This is a genomic window from Acidovorax delafieldii (genome assembly GCF_007993815.1).
Taxonomy (GTDB): Bacteria; Pseudomonadota; Gammaproteobacteria; order Burkholderiales; family Burkholderiaceae_C; genus Acidovorax; species Acidovorax delafieldii.
In genome coordinates, this window is the sequence record NZ_VJWE01000011.1 from 396,870 (window position 1) to 414,776 (window position 17,907).

Sequence of the window (17,907 nt, forward strand, 5' to 3'; positions counted from 1 at the left end):
GAGGTACCTGCAAGAAACCGTTGTCAGCAGCGCCAAGGACACTCGAACGAAGACAATCCGTGCGAAAAATCGGGCCTCGGCACCCTCGTCGCCTGGACACGGCGCAATGCACGCGAGCAAATTGACACCACTCGCTTCGTGACGACATAACGCGACTCACAGTACGGCTCACTCATTCGCCCACTTAGCCACTACCGAAGCAGGCCACGGTAAAAGCGCATCACTTTCTCAACATACTGCTGCGTTTCAGGATAAGGCGGAATCCGTCGGCCATACTTGATCACCGCACCCTCCCCCGCGTTGTAGGCCGCCAGTGCCAATTCCTTGTCACCGTCGAACATACGCAGCAGATCTGCCAGATATCGCGTACCAATTTGGGCATTTACCTTAGGCTCCATGGCCGCATGCTCTCCACCAGAGGACAGGCGAGCTGCCACCCCATAGCGCTCAGCGGTGGCGGGCATGACTTGCATCAATCCAAGGGCCCCCTTGCGTGATATGGCCTTCGCATTAAAGGCCGACTCCGCTGCGGCGACCGCAATGACAAATGCGGGGTCCAACGATTGAGCTGCGGCCGCTTCCTCTAGGTGTAATTTGGCATCTTCATAACCGGGCAATTGCAAAGCGGAAGCACCGCGCTCTTTGCCTTTCAGCTCCGACGCGGGCGGCACTCGGTTGAGCCAGATCACCCCGCGCGACTGCGCCGATGGGGGTACATTGCCTATATGGGTTACGCCGTCCTTGTCCACGAACTCCCAGATCTGATTTGCCCGGGGGGCAGACTGCAAGCCCACGAACAGCACCACGAGCAACACCACACCACGGCAAGAGAAAAATCCAGAGCGGATGCGCCCGCCCACACCGCCAAGCACAGTGGCTTTCATCGTCATATCCTCTTGCCTGCGATAGACAAGATAGTTTTCAGTGTTGAGGCGAACTTGCCGTGCCATGGAATTGGGGCAGGCGAGGAGCTAGGCCAAGCCGCACCCCGCCTGGAACGGATCAAACGCGCAGGCATGCCCGCTGCGACCATTCCCGCAGGCACGTCCTGCCGCACCAAGGCCCCAGCCGCAACAACCGCTCCGCGACCAATAGTCACCCCCTCAAGAACAATGGCCCCGGCACCAATCCAGGCACCATCCTCAATAACGATTCGCGCCCGGGTAATACGGTTACGTGCGATGACGACATCCCCCTCATCAATCGCATGCCCCGCCGACAAGAGCTTGGCATGCGGCCCGATCAGAACATCCTCACCAATTTCCAACCCGCCCTCTCCCGACAGGTAGCTACCGACGTTCACGATGGTGCGGGCGCCAATATGCATGCCTACGCAAGGATCAGCACCCACATCTCCGAGCACAAGTCGCGTCTGGGCGTAGAGACTGACCCCATCAGCTAGGCACAGCACGTTGGAGCGCTGCCCAAAACGCATTACAGAGACAGACGAATCAATCCGACATCCTTCACCCATCGTGTCCACACCGGCGTGTGACGTCACAAAGTCTGGAATTCCCAGCAGCATTTTTCTAGCGCTCAACGGCTAAGGTACGAACCCATGAACCTGCGCCAGCGGCTTCGCCATGCGCGATCGCTCAGCTCCATAGTCCTCGCCTGCAGCTCGACGCGCGCTGTCACCAGCTCAGAGTCCAACCTGATCTTCTCGGAGCGCAGCAAGTCCACATTCTTTCGCAACTCACCGACCTCCTGTTGTAGCTTCGCAATGAGTTCTTTGGCTTCCGCAAAGGCTTTCTGGTGCTCTAGCAACGAGGCTCGTTCACGCTGGTGAACCAGAGTCAGTGCCTGAAGCTCGTCACGCAAACCGTCCACCATTCCCCGAGCCTCTTTCAGCTCCCAGATAGGTGCTTCGACACTGGGAGTGACAACCACCATCCATTGGTAAACGTCAAAGTCTTGCCAACCTGCCAACAATGCCTGGCGTTGATCACCAGAAAGTGCACGCCAATACCCGGCAAATTCGCTGCATTCCACGGGCACGCGGTTGGCCTCCCATACTCGCGGCGCCCATCCCGCATCAAGCAGCACCTTCTCGATACTGCGCTTGGTAAAAAATCGAACATGCGTCCTGTCCAATTGCCCCTTGTCCGAATAATCGAAGACGCCACCGCGCATGGCAGCCAGGACACCGGCGTAGGCGATGTTCGGCACGGAAATCAGTAGCTGCCCCATTGGGGCCAGCAACCCGCTCAACCGCTGCAGCACATCCTCGGGTTTTCGCAAGTGCTCCAGCACATCACAAGCCAGCACCATGTCAAAACGGCGCCCGTCAATTGCATCTTGCCAATCCGTGCTGTCAAGGTTTCCGGGGATGACTTCCACATCCATTGTCTTGAGGACTTCAAGGGCCTGAGGGTCGTTCTCCACCACAGTGACGCGGTGACCACGGTCCAACAAGACACGCGTCATGGCACCTGGGCCAGGCCCCAACTCCAGAACAGAGCCTTGGCCAGGCGGAACACGACGCAGCAACCGTGCTGCCCACTCCCCACCGTCAGGGTCGAATGCGTAGTCGTAACGCTCAATTTTGCTCATATCGCCTCGGCGGACGAAGGTGTCCACATTTGCTCCCATTGCCCCCAGTGCCACCAGGCCCACGGACGGCTACGGACATCCCGCTCCAAACGCCGGATCACCGAATCAATAGCCAGCCTAGCATTATCCGGCAATGTCTCAACTTCGACTCTGAGACGCGTCGCACCATCGGAGTACGTCACCGCATGCAGCATGGGAACCCCAGCGGACTCCGCCATGCGTTCGATCCCGGTGGGCAAATGCAGTTGCCCACCGAGAAAGGGGTGACTGCGTAACCTTGTGAATTCAGGAGCCCAGGCGTCGGCAAGTATTCCCCATGCCTGGCCTGCCTTCAAGGACGCATAAACGGGGCGCATCCCCTGATCTGTTGTGCGCCATTCGCCTCTAGCTATCTCAGAAAAACTCTTTACCTTACGAACCAGGAAATCTCTTTGAACGGCAGTGAGCCCAGGATTCCCCAACACGGGCATGGTCAATGTGTTCAGCGACAGGCCTCTCAGGGCCAACGCCAATGCTGATGTCAACAGTCGGTCATAGTGGTTAAGCACAAGGATGAACCCTTGCTTGCGACGGATCAGCGTATCGACATGCTCCCATCCCTGCACATCGATCTCTGGACCGCCTGATCGACCCAATCGGTGAAGGGCTGACGCGTCCATCATTTCCCGCGCCAGCATCGACAAATGCGTACGTGCCCACTGGCGACGTTCAATCGCAGTTGCGCTCGGAAACACCTGTTCGAAACGCCTGACGAGGAACTGCTCTGTCAGTCGGCGTGCAGCATATGGCTCACGTCCCACTGCCGCAGCCAGGTACCACGGCACGGTAGTCGGCATGCGGCTCAAGGCCGGGAACGCGTAGCGCAAGCGCCATTCGTTCATCATGCCGCCAACAACATCTCATGGTCGAGCCACACCAATCCCACCTCACGGTTCTTTTGATTCAAAACCGTAAAGGGTTGAATTAATTCCGCCATGTCCAACACCTGCAGCCCGGAATCATCGAGCACGTAAACATTCCAGAGATATTCCCCCGAGAGGAGTGGAAGAGAAGGAAATCTAACGCGCAAGCTATGCGTCCCAACCCCACTCAACGGTGTTGGCGGATCTTGAAATTGGGTGCTGGTCCCGAACACGTTGTCCTTGTCTGGCCTGACCAAGGCAAAACCTATGTGAAACTTGTCTTTACAGTACGATTCGACCTGAATTTCGACAGTCAGATCTTGGAAGGAATCCACCTGCGCGGGATTGATGCCATCGCTGGTCTCAGTGATCAGATGCGAAATTTTGACCAGTGGTGCTGTTGTGGGAGCCTCTGCAGCGGAAGGCTCTGGGGCATTTAGCACATTCTCGGCAACCTCGACCCTCAGGTGTGCGTACCGGCGGCGTTCATGTGCCTCGTAAGCTGTTACTACACCTTCCGTTGCGCCGATCGCTTGGACTCGGCCATTGTGAATCCATGCGGCGCGCTGGCATAAGCTTCGAACCTGATATAGATTGTGTGAGCAAAAAAGAACTGTGGCACCGCGTTCGCGCAATTCCAAAATGCGATTCAAGCTCTTTTTCTGGAAATGCAAATCGCCGACCGAAAGCGCCTCGTCCACAATGAGAACGTCGGGATCGATAGCCGTAGCGGCAGCAAATGCCAAGCGCATAAACATGCCTGATGAGTAAGTTTTCACCGGGCGTTCTAACGTCTCACGGGTAAGTTCCGAAAACGCAGTCGCTCTGACGGTGAATTCCTCCATCGTCTCACCCTCCAGACCATGCAAGGCGGCCATGAAGCGAATATTGTCGTAGCCCGACTCTTCGGGGTGAAATCCAGCGCCCAATTCCAAAAGCGCCGCGACGCGCCCTTCCCGAGACACCCGCCCCTGAGTCGGTCCGATCGTACCTGCTGCAATTTTCAATAACGTACTTTTACCTGCCCCGTTCTCGCCGATGAGACCAAAGGTCTCACCCGCCTTGACTTCGAAGTCCACACCAGTCAGCGCTACATGCACGCGGTGACGGGGCTTGCGGGTGACCCACTCCCATAGCCGATCCTGAGGGCGGCCATATACCGTGTATGTTTTTTCGATACCCTCGAAGCGGATCGTCATGGCGTTACAGGGCCTCACCCAAGGCAGATTTCATCGAACGGAAAAACCACCAACCGCCTCCGCCCAGCAACACAACCCAAATCACCAATGCCAAGGGCGTACCTGCCGGCACCGGCATGTGCAATACCGAGCTCTGCACCATCAACACCAAACATGCCAAGGGATTCAAAAGAAACAACCCATGGAACTTTTCAGGCACCTGGGACAGCGGATACACGACTGGCGTTAGGTAAAACCAAAGCTGCAGCGCAAAGGCAACCATCGATCCGACGTCGCGCCAGAGGAAGTGCGCCATGCTGAGCAATAGCGTCAGACCAAACGTGAGGACAATCTGCGCCAAAACCAGTACGGGCAGCCAGGCCAAAGACATAAACGGCCCTACACCTTGCGCTATCGACAGAGCAAGCAGCAATCCGTAGCCTATACCCAAGACCAGTAGGCTCCCCCCCACAGACACAGCCGGGAGTATTTCAGCTGGCATGGGCTGCTTGCGTAGAAAGTCCTCATATGCAGCAAGACTCCCGACACCACGACCAATTGCATCGGTGAATGGAAGCCACACGGCCAGCCCCGCCAACAGGTGCAACAGATAACCGTTGTCCACATCCAGTCCGGGCACACGCACTGCCAGTACCAGACCAAACAAGACATAAAAAATTGCCAGAGTAGCTACGGGCTGGACAAATGCCCAAGCAAATCCGAGCACTGAACCGGCATAACGGGTCTTGAACTCACGCGCCATCCAATAGCGCCAAAGCACCCACACTTGACGTGTATTGCGAGACGATGCCGACGAAATGGCATGGGAACGGGATGTCGGGTCCGTCATGCCACTGTCCGCAGCCAATCGACCGCCTTAGCTACGCCCTCTCCAAAAGCCATCTCAGGCTTCCATTTCAGCTCATCTTGGGCACGCCGAATATCCAGCACGTTGACCGGGGGGTCAAATGACCGCGCAGGAAACACGCGGCGCTCTACCGTGCGCCCTAGCAATCGCTCCAGGGTGACCAGAATGTCGTTGACACTGGTTCCCAAGCCGCCACCCACGTTGAAGATGCGTGATTCCCCTTGATGACGTGCTGCAGCCACAAATGCACGCCCCACATCTGCAGCATAAACAAAATCTCGCACGACAGACCCATCCCCCCACACATCCACCGGCGTGGAATGGAGCGCACGGTGCGCAAAAACAGCAATGACCCCTTGCACACCATGAGGTTGCTGCCATTCGCCGTAGGGATTGCTCAAGCGCAGGATCCGTATGGGCAGGCCATACTGCGCCTCTTCGATGCGCAGGTGATGCTCGATGGCCAGCTTGGTGGCCCCGTACGCACCCATCGGCATTGTCGGATGTAACTCGCTCAAGGGTACCGACAAGGGGCGGCCATAAACGGCGCCACCAGAAGATGCAAACAGCAACCTCGGACGCGCCGCTTTGCCACGCAAGTCATGGAGTAGCCTCAGCGTCCCCACAAGGTTGGCCTGGACATCACCAATAGGGTCTTCACTCGCCGTTGCGGGCACCGTTGAGGACGCCAAATGGACAATCACGTCCGCCCCCCCCACCATATCCCACCAAGTAGACAGATCAAAACAATCCGCTTGAACCTCACCGGCAAGCCATGGAGCAATCCTAGCCGCCAGCAAGGACCGGTCAACGGACCATACCTCAGCACCTTCTCCGGCCATAGCACGTCCAATATGACGCCCCAGAAAGCCTCCCCCGCCCAAGATAACACAGCGCATCAGGAAAGGCCCTTCTTATGCACCTGAGCCCGCGCATCCAGCAAAGCCACCTCAAACTCTTGCGCCACCATTTCCCAAGTGTGCGCACGCGCAAAAGCTTCCGCCCTGGCACTGAGGGCATGACGTCGCTCGTCATCCTCAAGCAAGCCGCATATGGCTGCGGTCAGACCTTCGGGCGAAGTCTCTGCAAGCACCGCAACGTCCTCGTGCAGCAGCCACTCTACATTTGGGCCCCGATTAGACACCACGGCACACCCGCTGGCCATTAATTCAAGTGGTAGCAGTGACGCATTGGTCAACGACAACACCAGAGCCACATCGCATTGACTGTAAAGATCCGGCAAATCATCCAACGCAACCGTGCCGCAAGGAAGATGAGGAAATGGGATGTGATAACCAGCGGTATCCCAACCCGCCAGTACGAACTGCGTGTCCGGCATGCGCTGCCAAACGGCATTGAGCACGAGGAGTCCCAACTCGAATGCACGCCGTGGCGTGGGCGGGCGCGCATAGAAGAAAACACGGCGGATCTCTGGCTCTCTACGTGGCAATCGGCGGTAGCGCTCAAGCTCCACACCAAAGCCCACCGGGCGAGTGGCCATCCCATACTCTTTGGCAAGTTTTTCTGCAAGCCAAGCACCCGCAGTGATCCCAAAGAAGCCGAAATGGTAAGTATTCTGTGCAAGCACCGACTCCGAGCCCACAGGATAAAAGTGTGGCTCGTAGTCCTGCACGAAATAAAGTTTGGATCGAGCGCCGGCAAATGCGCGCACTGTGTACGCGGTATCCCAGCCCGTCGCGACTGCAAACTCGCAAGGTGGAAGCTTGTCCTGCCCAAGTAACACGGCCGCCTCCAACGGGAAGAAGTGCTTGCGGATGGCATTGCGCGCTTCATGGGCGTCGTGGTGCATGACAGGATTTGCGATCACGATGCAAGAAACATACCCCATCTGCTCGAGATGCCAAATCGTGCGAAAGATATTCAGATGGCCACCTGAACCCACATTGAAATCCGGGATAAACCACAGAAGCGTCCCCTGCTTAGCCTCACCTGGCCGAGCGGGCAGCACGTAGGGCATTGCAAATCCGTAGTGGCGGAACACATCGACATGGCGGCCAGGCCCTTGCCTCAGACGACGCACTACAGCCCGCAGTGCTGCAAGCAGGCCCTCTTTGCGCGCCATCTCTTTAACGCGCCATACTTTTTTTGCAAGATTCAACGCCATGATCAAGCAGTCCCAGCACGCTGTAATTGCTCATCGCGCGATACCGAACGCAGCAGCCAAGGGGGTAATTGGTCGTGCCTGGTACCAAGGTATTGCCCGGCAACACGAGCCATTTCTATGAACCCCATGTATGCGGCATTCTTCAACAGGCGCCGCCCCCTCAGCCCCCCATCACGAAGCCAGCCAAGATCCCGTCTTGCCAAGTAAAAACCCGATTTGATGGCCTGCACAAGGTTATCTTGAATTCGATAGCCAAAGTACAGGTTAAACGACCGCGCCTCATCAAAATTGCGCTGAAGTGTTTCCCATATACCGAAGTCGTGCGAATGGTAGACAACCGCATCCGGCACGAAGGCCTTCGCATAGCCCGCCTCAATCGCACGCAAAGCCCAGGTCTGATCCTCGGCAAACGCGACTTCTGGCAACGGAAGTTGCTGCCAAACCGAGCGACGAATACAGGCATTGTTGCTCGAGAAAAAATGCAACCACTGACGGTAGCCGACGTCTGCGGCAAAACGAGCACGGTCGTCAAGCCGGACCACAGCCAACTCGCAACCGAAGCCCGCGAAGTGCTGACTCAGTTCACAATGCGTAACATGGCGGGCTTCGGGATGAGCACGATGCGGCCCAAATGCACCTGCCACAGCAGGCTCGGCATCACACCCTTTTACCATGTTGTATAGCCAGTCCGTGGTTGCGGGCTTGGCGTCCTGAGTAATGAACACCAAAAACTCTCCCACCGACAAAGAAGCTAGATAGTTGCGTGTGCGCCCATGACCAAATTCTTGTGGAGAAATCTCTTCACAACGAACCCCCTTCGTGCGCACCAGTGCTACGGAGTCATCCGTTGAGCCAGAATCAACAACGATGACCTCAAAGGGCCATGGAGTTTGCTGCTGCAGGATCGCATCAATCACCTCGCCAAGCAGTGGGCCGCCGTTTTTGACAGGAATTAATACGGAAGCGCGAACGTGGGTCATTCAGTGAGGCGGCGAAGCAATCGCTCGAAAAGAAAAATCTGCTGCATCGCCCATCGCCCCCAAGAATCATCTGAGCATCCAAAGCGGAAAGCAATATCTAGGCAACCGTACATTGTACCGTCGCCTACTGGCACCGCAAGAAGCGCTGTAACAGGCCGCTACAACAATCCAGACACCTCTACTTTGATTGCGCCTTTTCGAACAGCCCACTGATGGCAGCCGAGTTCATCACCACGCCGTACTTCGCGAGGAGGTCTTGCTCCAGCTTTTTTGTGGCAGTCTGCCGGCAATAGTTCACAGCTCTAGCCGCAGCCGAAACCGCCACTTCATCCCATGCCAGCTGACGACTATCACGCTTGTCGTCAATGGAGAAAAGGTACACAAAATCCCCTTCACGCACGGGACCCACCATATCGCCTTGCTTCGCCGCAGCGAGGGTACGCAAAATTACATTCTCATCAACCAGAACTGCCCAACCGATGTCACCTTGCGCTTCCAGGCGATAGATTCCTTCAACACGCTTAGCCATGACCTCGAAAGGCTGGGCACCTGACGCAATCACTTTGGCTTGCGCCATCATCCAATCCATAGCAGCCATGCCATCCACCGTTTCCGAGGCTGGCAGCATCACGCGATTCAAACGTGCCATGGGCGGAACTCTGAACGCCTGCGGATTTTCGTCAAAAAACTTTCTTGCCGCTGTGGCATCTGCGGGCGGATCGCAAGGTGGCATCAGCTTGCGAAATACCGACATTGCATACGCATCATCAAATCGGTCGCCTTCTTTCCCGGGCTGCCGTTTTTCACCCAGACGCTCTCCCTCTTGCACAAGCGCCCTTCCCATCGCCATCTCGCGCAGTACTTGCTCCACACCCCACTTGCTACGGGAGCTGGCGCGCAGGTCAACCCGGCGCTCAAGATATTGAGACAGATCAGACGACGTTATGACCTCTCCACTCTTTAACTGAACCAGATCTGCTGCGGTAGCCACGGGCGCCCCCCCAATCATCAGAGCAGATAAAAGGCAAACACCCAAAAATCGACCCGCACCCACAGAACGTCCACGCATTGCCCATACTCCTTTATTGTGCTCGCTGCTTCAACAACCTATTCTGACTCGCACGATCCCACAAAGGGCCGTAAACAACGTCGATCACCTCACCGCCCGAGTTGAACGCGACTACGTCACGCTCGCCGTCTCCATCTATGTCCAACAATTGCAAACTCGTCGCAAAACCACTCACTGCATGCCAGCGTGTTTCTACAACCATGCCTTTCTCATCCAAGCGCTGCAAATACAGCTCTCGGTCCTCTCCCCAAATGACGACATGCTCATCCAGCGGCGCCACCGACACACTGCCAGTGAGAGGCGATGCAATCATCTGGAGTTCCCCCGTCTCCGCATTCACACGGGCATTCCGCCCCCCAGTCTCCAGAGACACGTAAACCCAGTTCCCTTGCGGCGAAGGACGGGCATTCCGAGATACCGCAGAGAACCTCGCCACAACAACAGGTGCAGAGAGCAAATTTGATTCCGGAACCGCCACCAACTGCTTGTCGTCCAAGCATGCCGCGGCGATAGCCGAGCCGTTGATACCTACGACCTTTTTCAGTCTCGTCGGGTGCCATGCCACCTCACACCAAGACACCTTCTTGACGTTAGGCGCCTGCTGATCATCAACCGCCCAGTCCAGAACCCAGGCCACTTCTTTACCGTTGTACGGACTGACCAAAAGCGTGTAACGCCCCCCATCAGCCTTCACCACCATGACGTCGCGCGGAGAAAATCCGACCTTGATCTGCTGCAACCGATCAAGCTTTGAACCTCTGACACGGAAAACATCCAGGCTCGCAGTACCCTCCACAGCCGCAACCAACAAATCATCGGCAAGCCACGCGGCAGAGTCTGGGTGGTAACCGACCTGTACGCGATCCAAAAGAGTGGACTTGCGGCCATCAATGCGATGCAGAGCAAGCATATTATTTTCGTGCTCGACAGCAGCCAACAGACACCCAGCCGCCCCGCAACGCACTTCTCCTCCCCATGCAAAAGGGACAGGCACCGCCATTTGCGAAGACGCTGGCACGGGAGCAACGCCTCCAGTCCCCTCGAGCAAGGACTGGGATTGGCATCCCGATATTGCCGCCATGACGACAAGCATGGGCGCAAAGAATGTGGAGAAGCGAATTTTCAAAGTCATGTTGCCAATCTCACAAAGCAAAAAAATAGCGCCTTGCGGCGCTATTTTTTTTACCGCCTGATCGGCGATAGTAATTTGTAATTTATTCGACTGATGAGCGTCCAAACACCCATCAAATCGAATGATTACTTGTACGAACCCAGAACGGTTTGCACAGCACCGAAAGCGGTGGAGCTGATAGCCGAGTACGTGAACACGGAGCCGCCGAGTGTGTACAGCGTGGTGCCCAGAGCTGCAGTTGCATCAGAAGGAGCAGCCAAACCTGGTTGCCATTCGATGAAACCGTCGGTGAACGTAGCAGGCAGACCAGCGATGCCTTCAGGATCGAACCAGTCCAACTCAGCCTTCACCAGCTTGAAGTTCACAGACTTGCGGTTTTGCTTGTCATCATAAATGTTGACAGTGTGCGTACCGCTGTGGTTGCCAGTAGACCACACCACCACGGCAGTGTCCGTACCGCCAGCGGCTTGGTCGATAGCGTAACGCATGCTGAAGGTTGGCTGAGGAGCTGCACCGGAAGCGCCAACTTGAGCAGCGCCAGCAACGGACACCAAGCTCACGTTGTTCATCTTGGTGATATCAACGCCAGAAGCGATCGTCAGAGCACCGTCGATAACGGGCACGAAAGCCACATCCTTAGCAACGCTGTTCACTTGAAATGCATTGCCAGAGATTGCGGAAGCGGTGGATGCCAGGAAAGCAGCGCCGCCGCAAGCGGTTTGTGCTGTGCCGCCTTCGGTGGTAGCACCAACGGCGAACACCAGGTAACCACGGGTGCCGGACAGACCGCCACCGGACTGCGAAGACCAGATGAAGGGCTCATAGTCCTTGTTGGTCATAGCAAAGCAGCCGTCAGTGATGTGAGTGGAGTTCTGATCGAAGAACGTCCAGTACACAGCAACGCTTTGGCCGGTTTGGTTGATCAGGCCAACAGCAGTGGTGTCGGTTGGGCCGTTGTGAATCACGTTAGGAACCACGAAACCGTTGCTGAACGTACCCACGGTGTACGCCTGCGCCACACCAGCACTCAGCGCAGCGGCTGCAACGGCTGCCATTGCAAATTTTTTCATCTTCTCAGTCCTTAGATAATTGAAGGAAGCTTTCCCACCCTGTGCGGGATCTGCAACCCATCCGTACTCCGTTTGGGTTGATGCAATCTTATACTGATACCTTTGAATTTTTCAACCTATTTCCGCCAGAAACTCGGCATGCGTTGGTTTGTTGCACTCAAACAACGAACTTATTTGGCATCCTTGGAGAACATCACGCTGCGGCGCAGCACATGGTGCCAGACACCATCGATACGGCGCCACTCGTCTTCCGCAACCGCCTCTTGTCTTTTGATGCGCAGGATGGGGACCGAATAGCGCATCCACACATTCACGATGGCGCGGTCGCCTTCAACACTACGCACGTCCCGCACTTCCAGCGCCTCGTAGGCAACACCACCTCGCTTGAGGTATTCCTCCAAAGTGGCCTTCGGGTCTTTGGATGCCTCTTCATACTTCCAGGCGCCTACATTGTCACCACTGCGCACCAACGCCCAGTACGCCTGGGCGCGCTGCAGCAAAGTGGCTTGGTCATCATCTGACGACCCCGCCCCACCGCCGTTTACAGCACATCCCGCAAGCAAGAGGGTAACTACCGGCACCGCAAAGCCAGCGACCCACTGGCGGCGACCCATGAATTTTGTCATGCTCGAAATCTCCTGTGGACTAAATACGATACGAAAAGCAGGCAGCAAGGAGCAAACTGCGCAACATCATTGCCTTGGCACAGCAGGCACATCATCAGCACGCAGCTTGAAGGGCTGCGACTCCAAAGACATGCTGCGCATGCGCTGACGCATTTCGGCACTTGCAGAGCGCAATTGATCATCATCCTCAAGCGCACGAGGCGTCATCAGGACAAGCAGTTCTGTGCGATTGCGCAAGTTTGACGTCGTGGAGAACAGTGCACCCAGCAAAGGGATATCGGCAAACCCCGGCACACCACTGCGAGTATTGGTGTCGTTTTCACGAATCAAACCACCCAGGACGATTGGCTCCCCAGAACGCACCGCTACTCGCGTTTGGATCTGACGAGTTTGAAAGGCGCGCTGCCCTGTTGCAGTGTCCCGCTCGCCAACATCGGTTACTTGCTGAGAAATGTCCATCGTGATCAACCCTCCCGCATTGACAGAAGGCGTGACAGATAGCATCACCCCCGTGTCCTTGTAGGTGATTGACTCGGTCACAAGGTTGCCAGTAGTTACTGCGGTAGACGACTTGATGGGTTGCTGCTGACCGACCTGTATGGTTGCATTGTGATTGTTGAGAACCAGCACCGACGGACTGGACAACAAACGCACCTGAGACTTCTCTGCCAGAGCGTTCAGCGTCGCACGCACTACATTCGCCTTGTTGACGATCGTGTAAGAGAACCCGGGCTGCCTGGCGCTAATGCCCCCCGATGTGTTCATGTTCAGTGATGCCTGCCCTTCACGACCATTGCTGAGACCATTCTGCAAATACCACTCCACCCCATACTCCAGATTGCCCGTCAGCGTTACCTCCACGATGCTTGCCTCGATCAGCACCTGAGACGGAGCCTTGTCAAGTTCACGGAGAGCCTGCTCAATCCGACGGTATTCAGTACGCGGAGCGCGGATCAGTAGCGCATTCCGCTTTTCATCTGCTACGACGCGTACATTGCCATCCAGCTGACTGGTCGACGTCAAGGATGTGTTGTTAGCAGATGTCTTGCCCGCACCTCCCAATGCCGACCCCATTGCTCCTCCGCTTAAGCCCAAAGTACCAGCGCTACTGCCATAAGCCCCTGAGCTACCCGTACTTGCGCTCGCCCCGAGACCGGTTCCCTGAGAAAACTGCGTGGGTGCAGAACCCGCGGCCACACCAGCTGTCTTGCCTTGCCCCGCCTGCCCACTGAACAAGCCGTTGAGCATTTCCGCCAATTGCAACGCAGATCCGTTCTGCACAGGGTAAACAAACAGGCTGGCCTCCAGAGTATCCGTAGGGCGATCCAGTCGGCGAATCCAGGTTTCGACCTGGGCCAACAAATGGCTGCGCGGCGTTACAACCACCAATGCATTCAGACGCTCCACGGGGAATACTCGAATCAAGCCGCCCAAGGGTGTTGCCATCTGCGCGCCCGCGCCGCTCGCTCCAGCGCCGCCGGACGTCGAACCAGCCGCGCTACTGCCTGCTGTTGCACTCGGCGCACCACCAGGAGATGCCACAGCACCGGTTCCGCCATAAGGGTCGGAGGATTTCTCGGTGCCAAGCATCGCCTGCAGCGCGTCTCGCACCACATTCACGTTCGCGTTCTCCAACACGAACACCCCCAGCGACATGCCAGAGAGAAAGTCCACGTCAAACGCCTCAACCATCTCCAGCCAACCACCAAGCTGTGCTTTGCTGCCCTGCAGCACGAGCAGATTACGCATGGAATCCACGTATACGATCGCCTCACGAGGCGCGAGAGGCGCAAGGATCTTGGCCATCTCGGCCGCAGCAATGTGGTTCAGTGGAACTATGACCGTCCCTGCGCCTGAGAGATCCTTGAATTTTGACGAACCCACTACTGGGCGAGCCCCTAACGTGACAGTGCGCTTCGTCACGTGATACACGCCAGCGTTATCCCGAACAATCGCGAGGTCATGTGGTAGCAATACCGCATCCAGTACATCCAGTACTTGGTTTCGCATCAAGGGCTGGCGCGTATTGAGGCTCACCACCGTATCGCCCCCTGCGTCAATCGTGTAGTTGAGCTTAAGCAGGTCTCCCAGCAATGCCACTGCGAGGTTACTCACAGTGACATTTTCAAAATTGAGCGCAACCTTGTCCCCTGTGGCGAGGACTGGATCCACACGCGGCGACACATCGCGCTTAATGAACTGATCATTGCCGGGAAACAGCTTCGTACTCGAAGACGTTTCCTTTTGCCCCTGCGCTTTGGGCACCGAAACGGCAGGCGTTGGCGCTGTGGTGGCTACCGCAGGCATGACAACAGGGACTACAGCAACCGCCGGTGTAGGCTCCGCCGGTTTGGGTGCGGCAGGAGCGCCTTGCGTGCTAGCGCAACCTGACGCTAGCAACGCCAGCAAAAGGACGGATGGCCGAATGTTCATATAGATAGCTCCAATATTGGGGTAGGCCGCAGTGGCTCAGTGATTTGCAGGGGATCTGCGCAGACGATCACCAACGGGCGCTCCTGGCCGCGCCGCAGCCACACTTCCTGCCTCTAGAGGACGCTCCACTCGTTGATCGTCCGAAGATATGAAGAAGGCCCTACGTCCATCAAAGGACTCGATACGCCAGGGTTTGGTTTCCCCGGTGATCTTGAGGGTGCTGCCATCCGCACGCAGCAAGATCGCCACACGCTCAGGCCCGGACTCGAAGACGGCCGTCAAGCGCGACTGCATCAACTCTGAGACAAGACTGCTCTTCTTTTCATCTACCACTACAGGTCGCCTGGAGGTCCAGAACAATGGGTGCTCAATCGCTTGCCTAGCCCGTATCGGAACGACTGACGGCATAGGCTCCACCTTGGGAAGATCAGGTTTTCGAGGGGGCGGAGGAGTCCAGCGCTCCTTCTCAACATCCCACCAATACGCACTGGCCGCCAACGCTGCAGCCCCCAGCAATGGCCCAAGATACCAAGCTTTCATCATGGGTTGGCCTTTTCCGGAACCAGAGGTGCCTCCAGTTGCAAGGTCAGTCGGGCATTCTGGGGGCCAGGGCCTGAGCTCATCCCTTCGCGGGTAACGTTGGCGGTACGCACCCAGAAAGGGGGACGGTGAACTTGGAGGCTTTCCATAAAGTTCACCAACTTGACCCATTCGCCACTGACCGTAGCAGTCAAGCGGATTCGCGGGATCTTGTCGTCCGCACCAGGCTCCAACGCAACCTGCAGCGAGACGAGCGTACTGCCCGAAGCCATGATCATCTGGCGCAACTTCTGCTGCACTTCGTTCTGTGCAGCCTCCCCTCCCGAATGCAACAAGGGGGCTACCGTAGAGCTGGCTACTCCGAGCAGCTCTTCGATTTGGCTGCCGGCGTTGACCACGCCCTCCAGGCGCTCGCTACGAGGCTCAAGTTGCAGTAAGGCATTGTCATAACGTACCCACAGAGCCCGGTAGACCAAAGCAGTCCCTGCCATGGCACCGATCAGCACTACCAACATGAGGGTCAAAGATCGAGCTCGCCATATATTCATTTTCATGGCTTGACTCCTTCACCCCGCCAGCGCATTTCAAAAGTAAAGCGCTCTTTATTCAGTGTGCCGTCACGCACGTTCGCCCCTGTTGACCGAACGTCAACCAGTCCCGGCGCACGCGCAATCGAGGAGGTGAGCTCGGTCGCATTGGCCGTAAGACCCGTTATCCGAATTTCGCTGCCATTGACCTCGATACGATCGAGCCACGTATCGGCGGGGATAGCGCCTGACAGTGCATCAATCACGCTGGCGAGCGGGACATCCGCGCTGACGTTCTTGCGCAGCTCTTCGGCCAGCAGGGCTTGCCGACGCAACTCGTCCATCTTTTGGCGCAAGGGTGCCGCCTGGGGCTCCAAAGCGCTGACATGCGATACGGCGCGCACCACCGCTTGACGCTTGAGCACCAGCGGCATGAGGGCTGGCAGGGCCAACGCAGCTAGCAAAATCAACAGTACAACAACACCTGCACAATCCATCAATCCCTGACGTCGGTCCTGCTTTCGCCAGGCATCGCCTCGCACGGGAAAGACAGCTCCGTTGCGCATTAGATATACCTGCGCCGTCTCGGAAAGCCCCTGCCGCCCCAAGTGCTCCAGCAGGGTATTGCGCCGGCACATTCCCCACTGCACAGACCACCCACCCTGCGCAAGAGGCTCCGCCTGCCAGGCTGCAACAATCTGGTCGGGAGGTAAGGGCGACACTCGCCAGAGTGTCTCCTCTACGCCGTTCGGCAAAGACCGCCGCGGCATATCAGGAAGTTGCACATTGCCCCAAAGGCATTCGGGCTCCGGAACCAGCAAAGCACTGGCCCTGCGGTCGCCCTTCAGTCGGCGGGCACGTGTCCCAGTGACGGACCAGCGACTACCATCCAGCGCAATCGCCGTGCACGACGTCGCCGGCCACCCTCCGCGCTCCATAAGTGCACGCTTAAGGTCTCCCAGACCCCAAGCCAATCGGTCCAGCGCCGCGTGCGCACGAAGAGATAACTGCCTCCAAGCTGTCATGGCTTCAATTCCTGTTCTTGCGTGTTGAGACGGCGTGTGGGCTCCAGAGAGAGCATGGTCCAAGGCGTCAGGTTACCCGGGCGCTCACTCAGATCAACCCACGCTTCCCGCTGCCACCAGCGCTCACCCTCCAGCCTTACCGCGGCTTTCAGGCGCACCGTCGTTCCGCCGCCGCGCGCAGGCGAAAAAAAATCGGCTGCGGGCCCGGTCATGAGCACACTGCCCCTCGTTTCTGGTGGAGAGTTGTGAATGCGCGCTCCCAATCCCGGCTGTCCCGTCAGCGCGTCAATCAGTGCGGGGGGAGCTGAATCGATTTCGATGCGTTGCTGCCCATTGATACCCAAATGGGGCGCGATTATCTCATAGAGGCCAGAGGTCATTCCAAGGACCGAACGCAGCTCGGAGAGATCATCCAGAGCCCCATTGCGAGGCATGGACGGCCAGCCTGCAGCTCGGTACTGAGGTGCTTCTGCTCCTCCTACGCCACCTGGCGAATCGTCCGGGTCGAGATAATCACGCACTCTCGACGTCAGAATCAACGCTTCGCCGGCAGACAACCCTCCAGCTCGCTGGAACAAGGTCTGCAGCAGAGCATCGCTGGCAACGTTGACATCAACAAGCCCCCCAGAAGGCGTGATCTCCACCCACACGTCCCCCCCCCCCATAGACAGACGCTGAAAGCGATAAGCATTCCCAGCATTTCTATCGGCGAGCATCTGCTGAGCAGTCAACTCGATCGCGGAGTCCAACACCGACTCAACGCGCATGCGCTCAAGATCCAGCCCTACCCGCTGTGTCTGCTGGCGAACACTCCGTGCACTCGCCATGACGACGAGCGATAACGCTGCCACCAGCCACAGCACTAGGATCAACGCGGCC

The 17,907-nt window shown here is 57.2% G+C and carries 17 protein-coding genes; all 17 read right to left on the reverse strand.

Features of this window, described 5'->3' with window-relative positions:
- Window positions 1-191: 191 nt before the first annotated feature.
- Window positions 192-890, reverse strand: coding sequence for a lytic transglycosylase domain-containing protein (locus ATF69_RS04510; RefSeq protein ID WP_244303647.1), 699 nt, complete (start codon window positions 888-890; stop codon window positions 192-194).
- Complete coding sequence (locus tag ATF69_RS04515; RefSeq protein ID WP_082564988.1) at window positions 887-1,525, reverse strand: acyltransferase; 639 nt, start codon at window positions 1,523-1,525, stop codon at window positions 887-889. Before ATF69_RS04515 ends, ATF69_RS04510 begins: the two co-directional genes overlap by 4 nt.
- Window positions 1,526-1,536: 11 nt before the next feature.
- Complete coding sequence (locus tag ATF69_RS04520; protein ID WP_244303648.1) at window positions 1,537-2,580, reverse strand: class I SAM-dependent methyltransferase; 1,044 nt, start codon at window positions 2,578-2,580, stop codon at window positions 1,537-1,539.
- Window positions 2,550-3,437 carry an LpxL/LpxP family acyltransferase gene (locus ATF69_RS04525; protein ID WP_146870018.1) on the reverse strand — a complete coding sequence of 296 codons (888 nt, stop codon included), beginning with the start codon at window positions 3,435-3,437 and terminating at the stop codon, window positions 2,550-2,552. The genes ATF69_RS04520 and ATF69_RS04525 overlap by 31 nt, the downstream gene beginning before the upstream one ends.
- Window positions 3,434-4,654, reverse strand: coding sequence for an ABC transporter ATP-binding protein (locus ATF69_RS04530; RefSeq protein ID WP_056745398.1), 1,221 nt, complete (start codon window positions 4,652-4,654; stop codon window positions 3,434-3,436). Before ATF69_RS04530 ends, ATF69_RS04525 begins: the two co-directional genes overlap by 4 nt.
- A gap of 4 nt (window positions 4,655-4,658) precedes the next feature.
- Window positions 4,659-5,483 carry an ABC transporter permease gene (locus tag ATF69_RS04535; protein ID WP_056745873.1) on the reverse strand — a complete coding sequence of 275 codons (825 nt, stop codon included), beginning with the start codon at window positions 5,481-5,483 and terminating at the stop codon, window positions 4,659-4,661.
- Window positions 5,480-6,400 carry an NAD-dependent epimerase/dehydratase family protein gene (locus ATF69_RS04540; protein WP_056745400.1) on the reverse strand — a complete coding sequence of 307 codons (921 nt, stop codon included), beginning with the start codon at window positions 6,398-6,400 and terminating at the stop codon, window positions 5,480-5,482. Before ATF69_RS04540 ends, ATF69_RS04535 begins: the two co-directional genes overlap by 4 nt.
- Window positions 6,400-7,626 carry a glycosyltransferase family 4 protein gene (locus tag ATF69_RS04545; RefSeq protein ID WP_146870019.1) on the reverse strand — a complete coding sequence of 409 codons (1,227 nt, stop codon included), beginning with the start codon at window positions 7,624-7,626 and terminating at the stop codon, window positions 6,400-6,402. Before ATF69_RS04545 ends, ATF69_RS04540 begins: the two co-directional genes overlap by 1 nt.
- Before the next feature lie 2 nt (window positions 7,627-7,628).
- The gene (locus ATF69_RS04550; protein ID WP_146870020.1) at window positions 7,629-8,606 is read right to left on the reverse strand and encodes a glycosyltransferase family 2 protein; all 978 of its coding nucleotides are present in this window, start codon (window positions 8,604-8,606) and stop codon (window positions 7,629-7,631) included.
- A 178-nt stretch (window positions 8,607-8,784) separates the two neighbouring features.
- Window positions 8,785-9,675, reverse strand: coding sequence for a peptidylprolyl isomerase (locus tag ATF69_RS04555; RefSeq protein WP_244303649.1), 891 nt, complete (start codon window positions 9,673-9,675; stop codon window positions 8,785-8,787).
- 13 nt (window positions 9,676-9,688) lie between these two features.
- On the reverse strand, window positions 9,689-10,912 hold the full coding sequence (locus ATF69_RS04560) for a hypothetical protein (protein ID WP_146870021.1): 1,224 nt from the start codon (window positions 10,910-10,912) through the stop codon (window positions 9,689-9,691).
- A 20-nt stretch (window positions 10,913-10,932) separates the two neighbouring features.
- The gene (locus ATF69_RS04565; RefSeq protein WP_146870022.1) at window positions 10,933-11,877 is read right to left on the reverse strand and encodes a hypothetical protein; all 945 of its coding nucleotides are present in this window, start codon (window positions 11,875-11,877) and stop codon (window positions 10,933-10,935) included.
- A gap of 170 nt (window positions 11,878-12,047) precedes the next feature.
- Entirely contained in the window at window positions 12,048-12,503 is a 456-nt protein-coding gene (locus ATF69_RS04570; RefSeq protein WP_146870023.1) for a hypothetical protein, read from the reverse strand.
- 66 nt (window positions 12,504-12,569) lie between these two features.
- Complete coding sequence (gene gspD, locus ATF69_RS04575; RefSeq protein WP_244303650.1) at window positions 12,570-14,810, reverse strand: type II secretion system secretin GspD; 2,241 nt, start codon at window positions 14,808-14,810, stop codon at window positions 12,570-12,572.
- Window positions 14,811-15,475: 665 nt separating this feature from the next.
- Complete coding sequence (locus tag ATF69_RS04585) at window positions 15,476-16,030, reverse strand: GspMb/PilO family protein (RefSeq protein WP_208758691.1); 555 nt, start codon at window positions 16,028-16,030, stop codon at window positions 15,476-15,478.
- Window positions 16,027-16,569 carry a PilN domain-containing protein gene (locus tag ATF69_RS23215; RefSeq protein ID WP_244303651.1) on the reverse strand — a complete coding sequence of 181 codons (543 nt, stop codon included), beginning with the start codon at window positions 16,567-16,569 and terminating at the stop codon, window positions 16,027-16,029. Before ATF69_RS23215 ends, ATF69_RS04585 begins: the two co-directional genes overlap by 4 nt.
- Before the next feature lie 455 nt (window positions 16,570-17,024).
- A complete protein-coding gene (locus tag ATF69_RS04595; protein WP_233584181.1) occupies window positions 17,025-17,795 on the reverse strand; it encodes a type II secretion system minor pseudopilin in 771 nt (256 codons plus the stop codon).
- Window positions 17,796-17,907 lie beyond the last annotated feature (112 nt).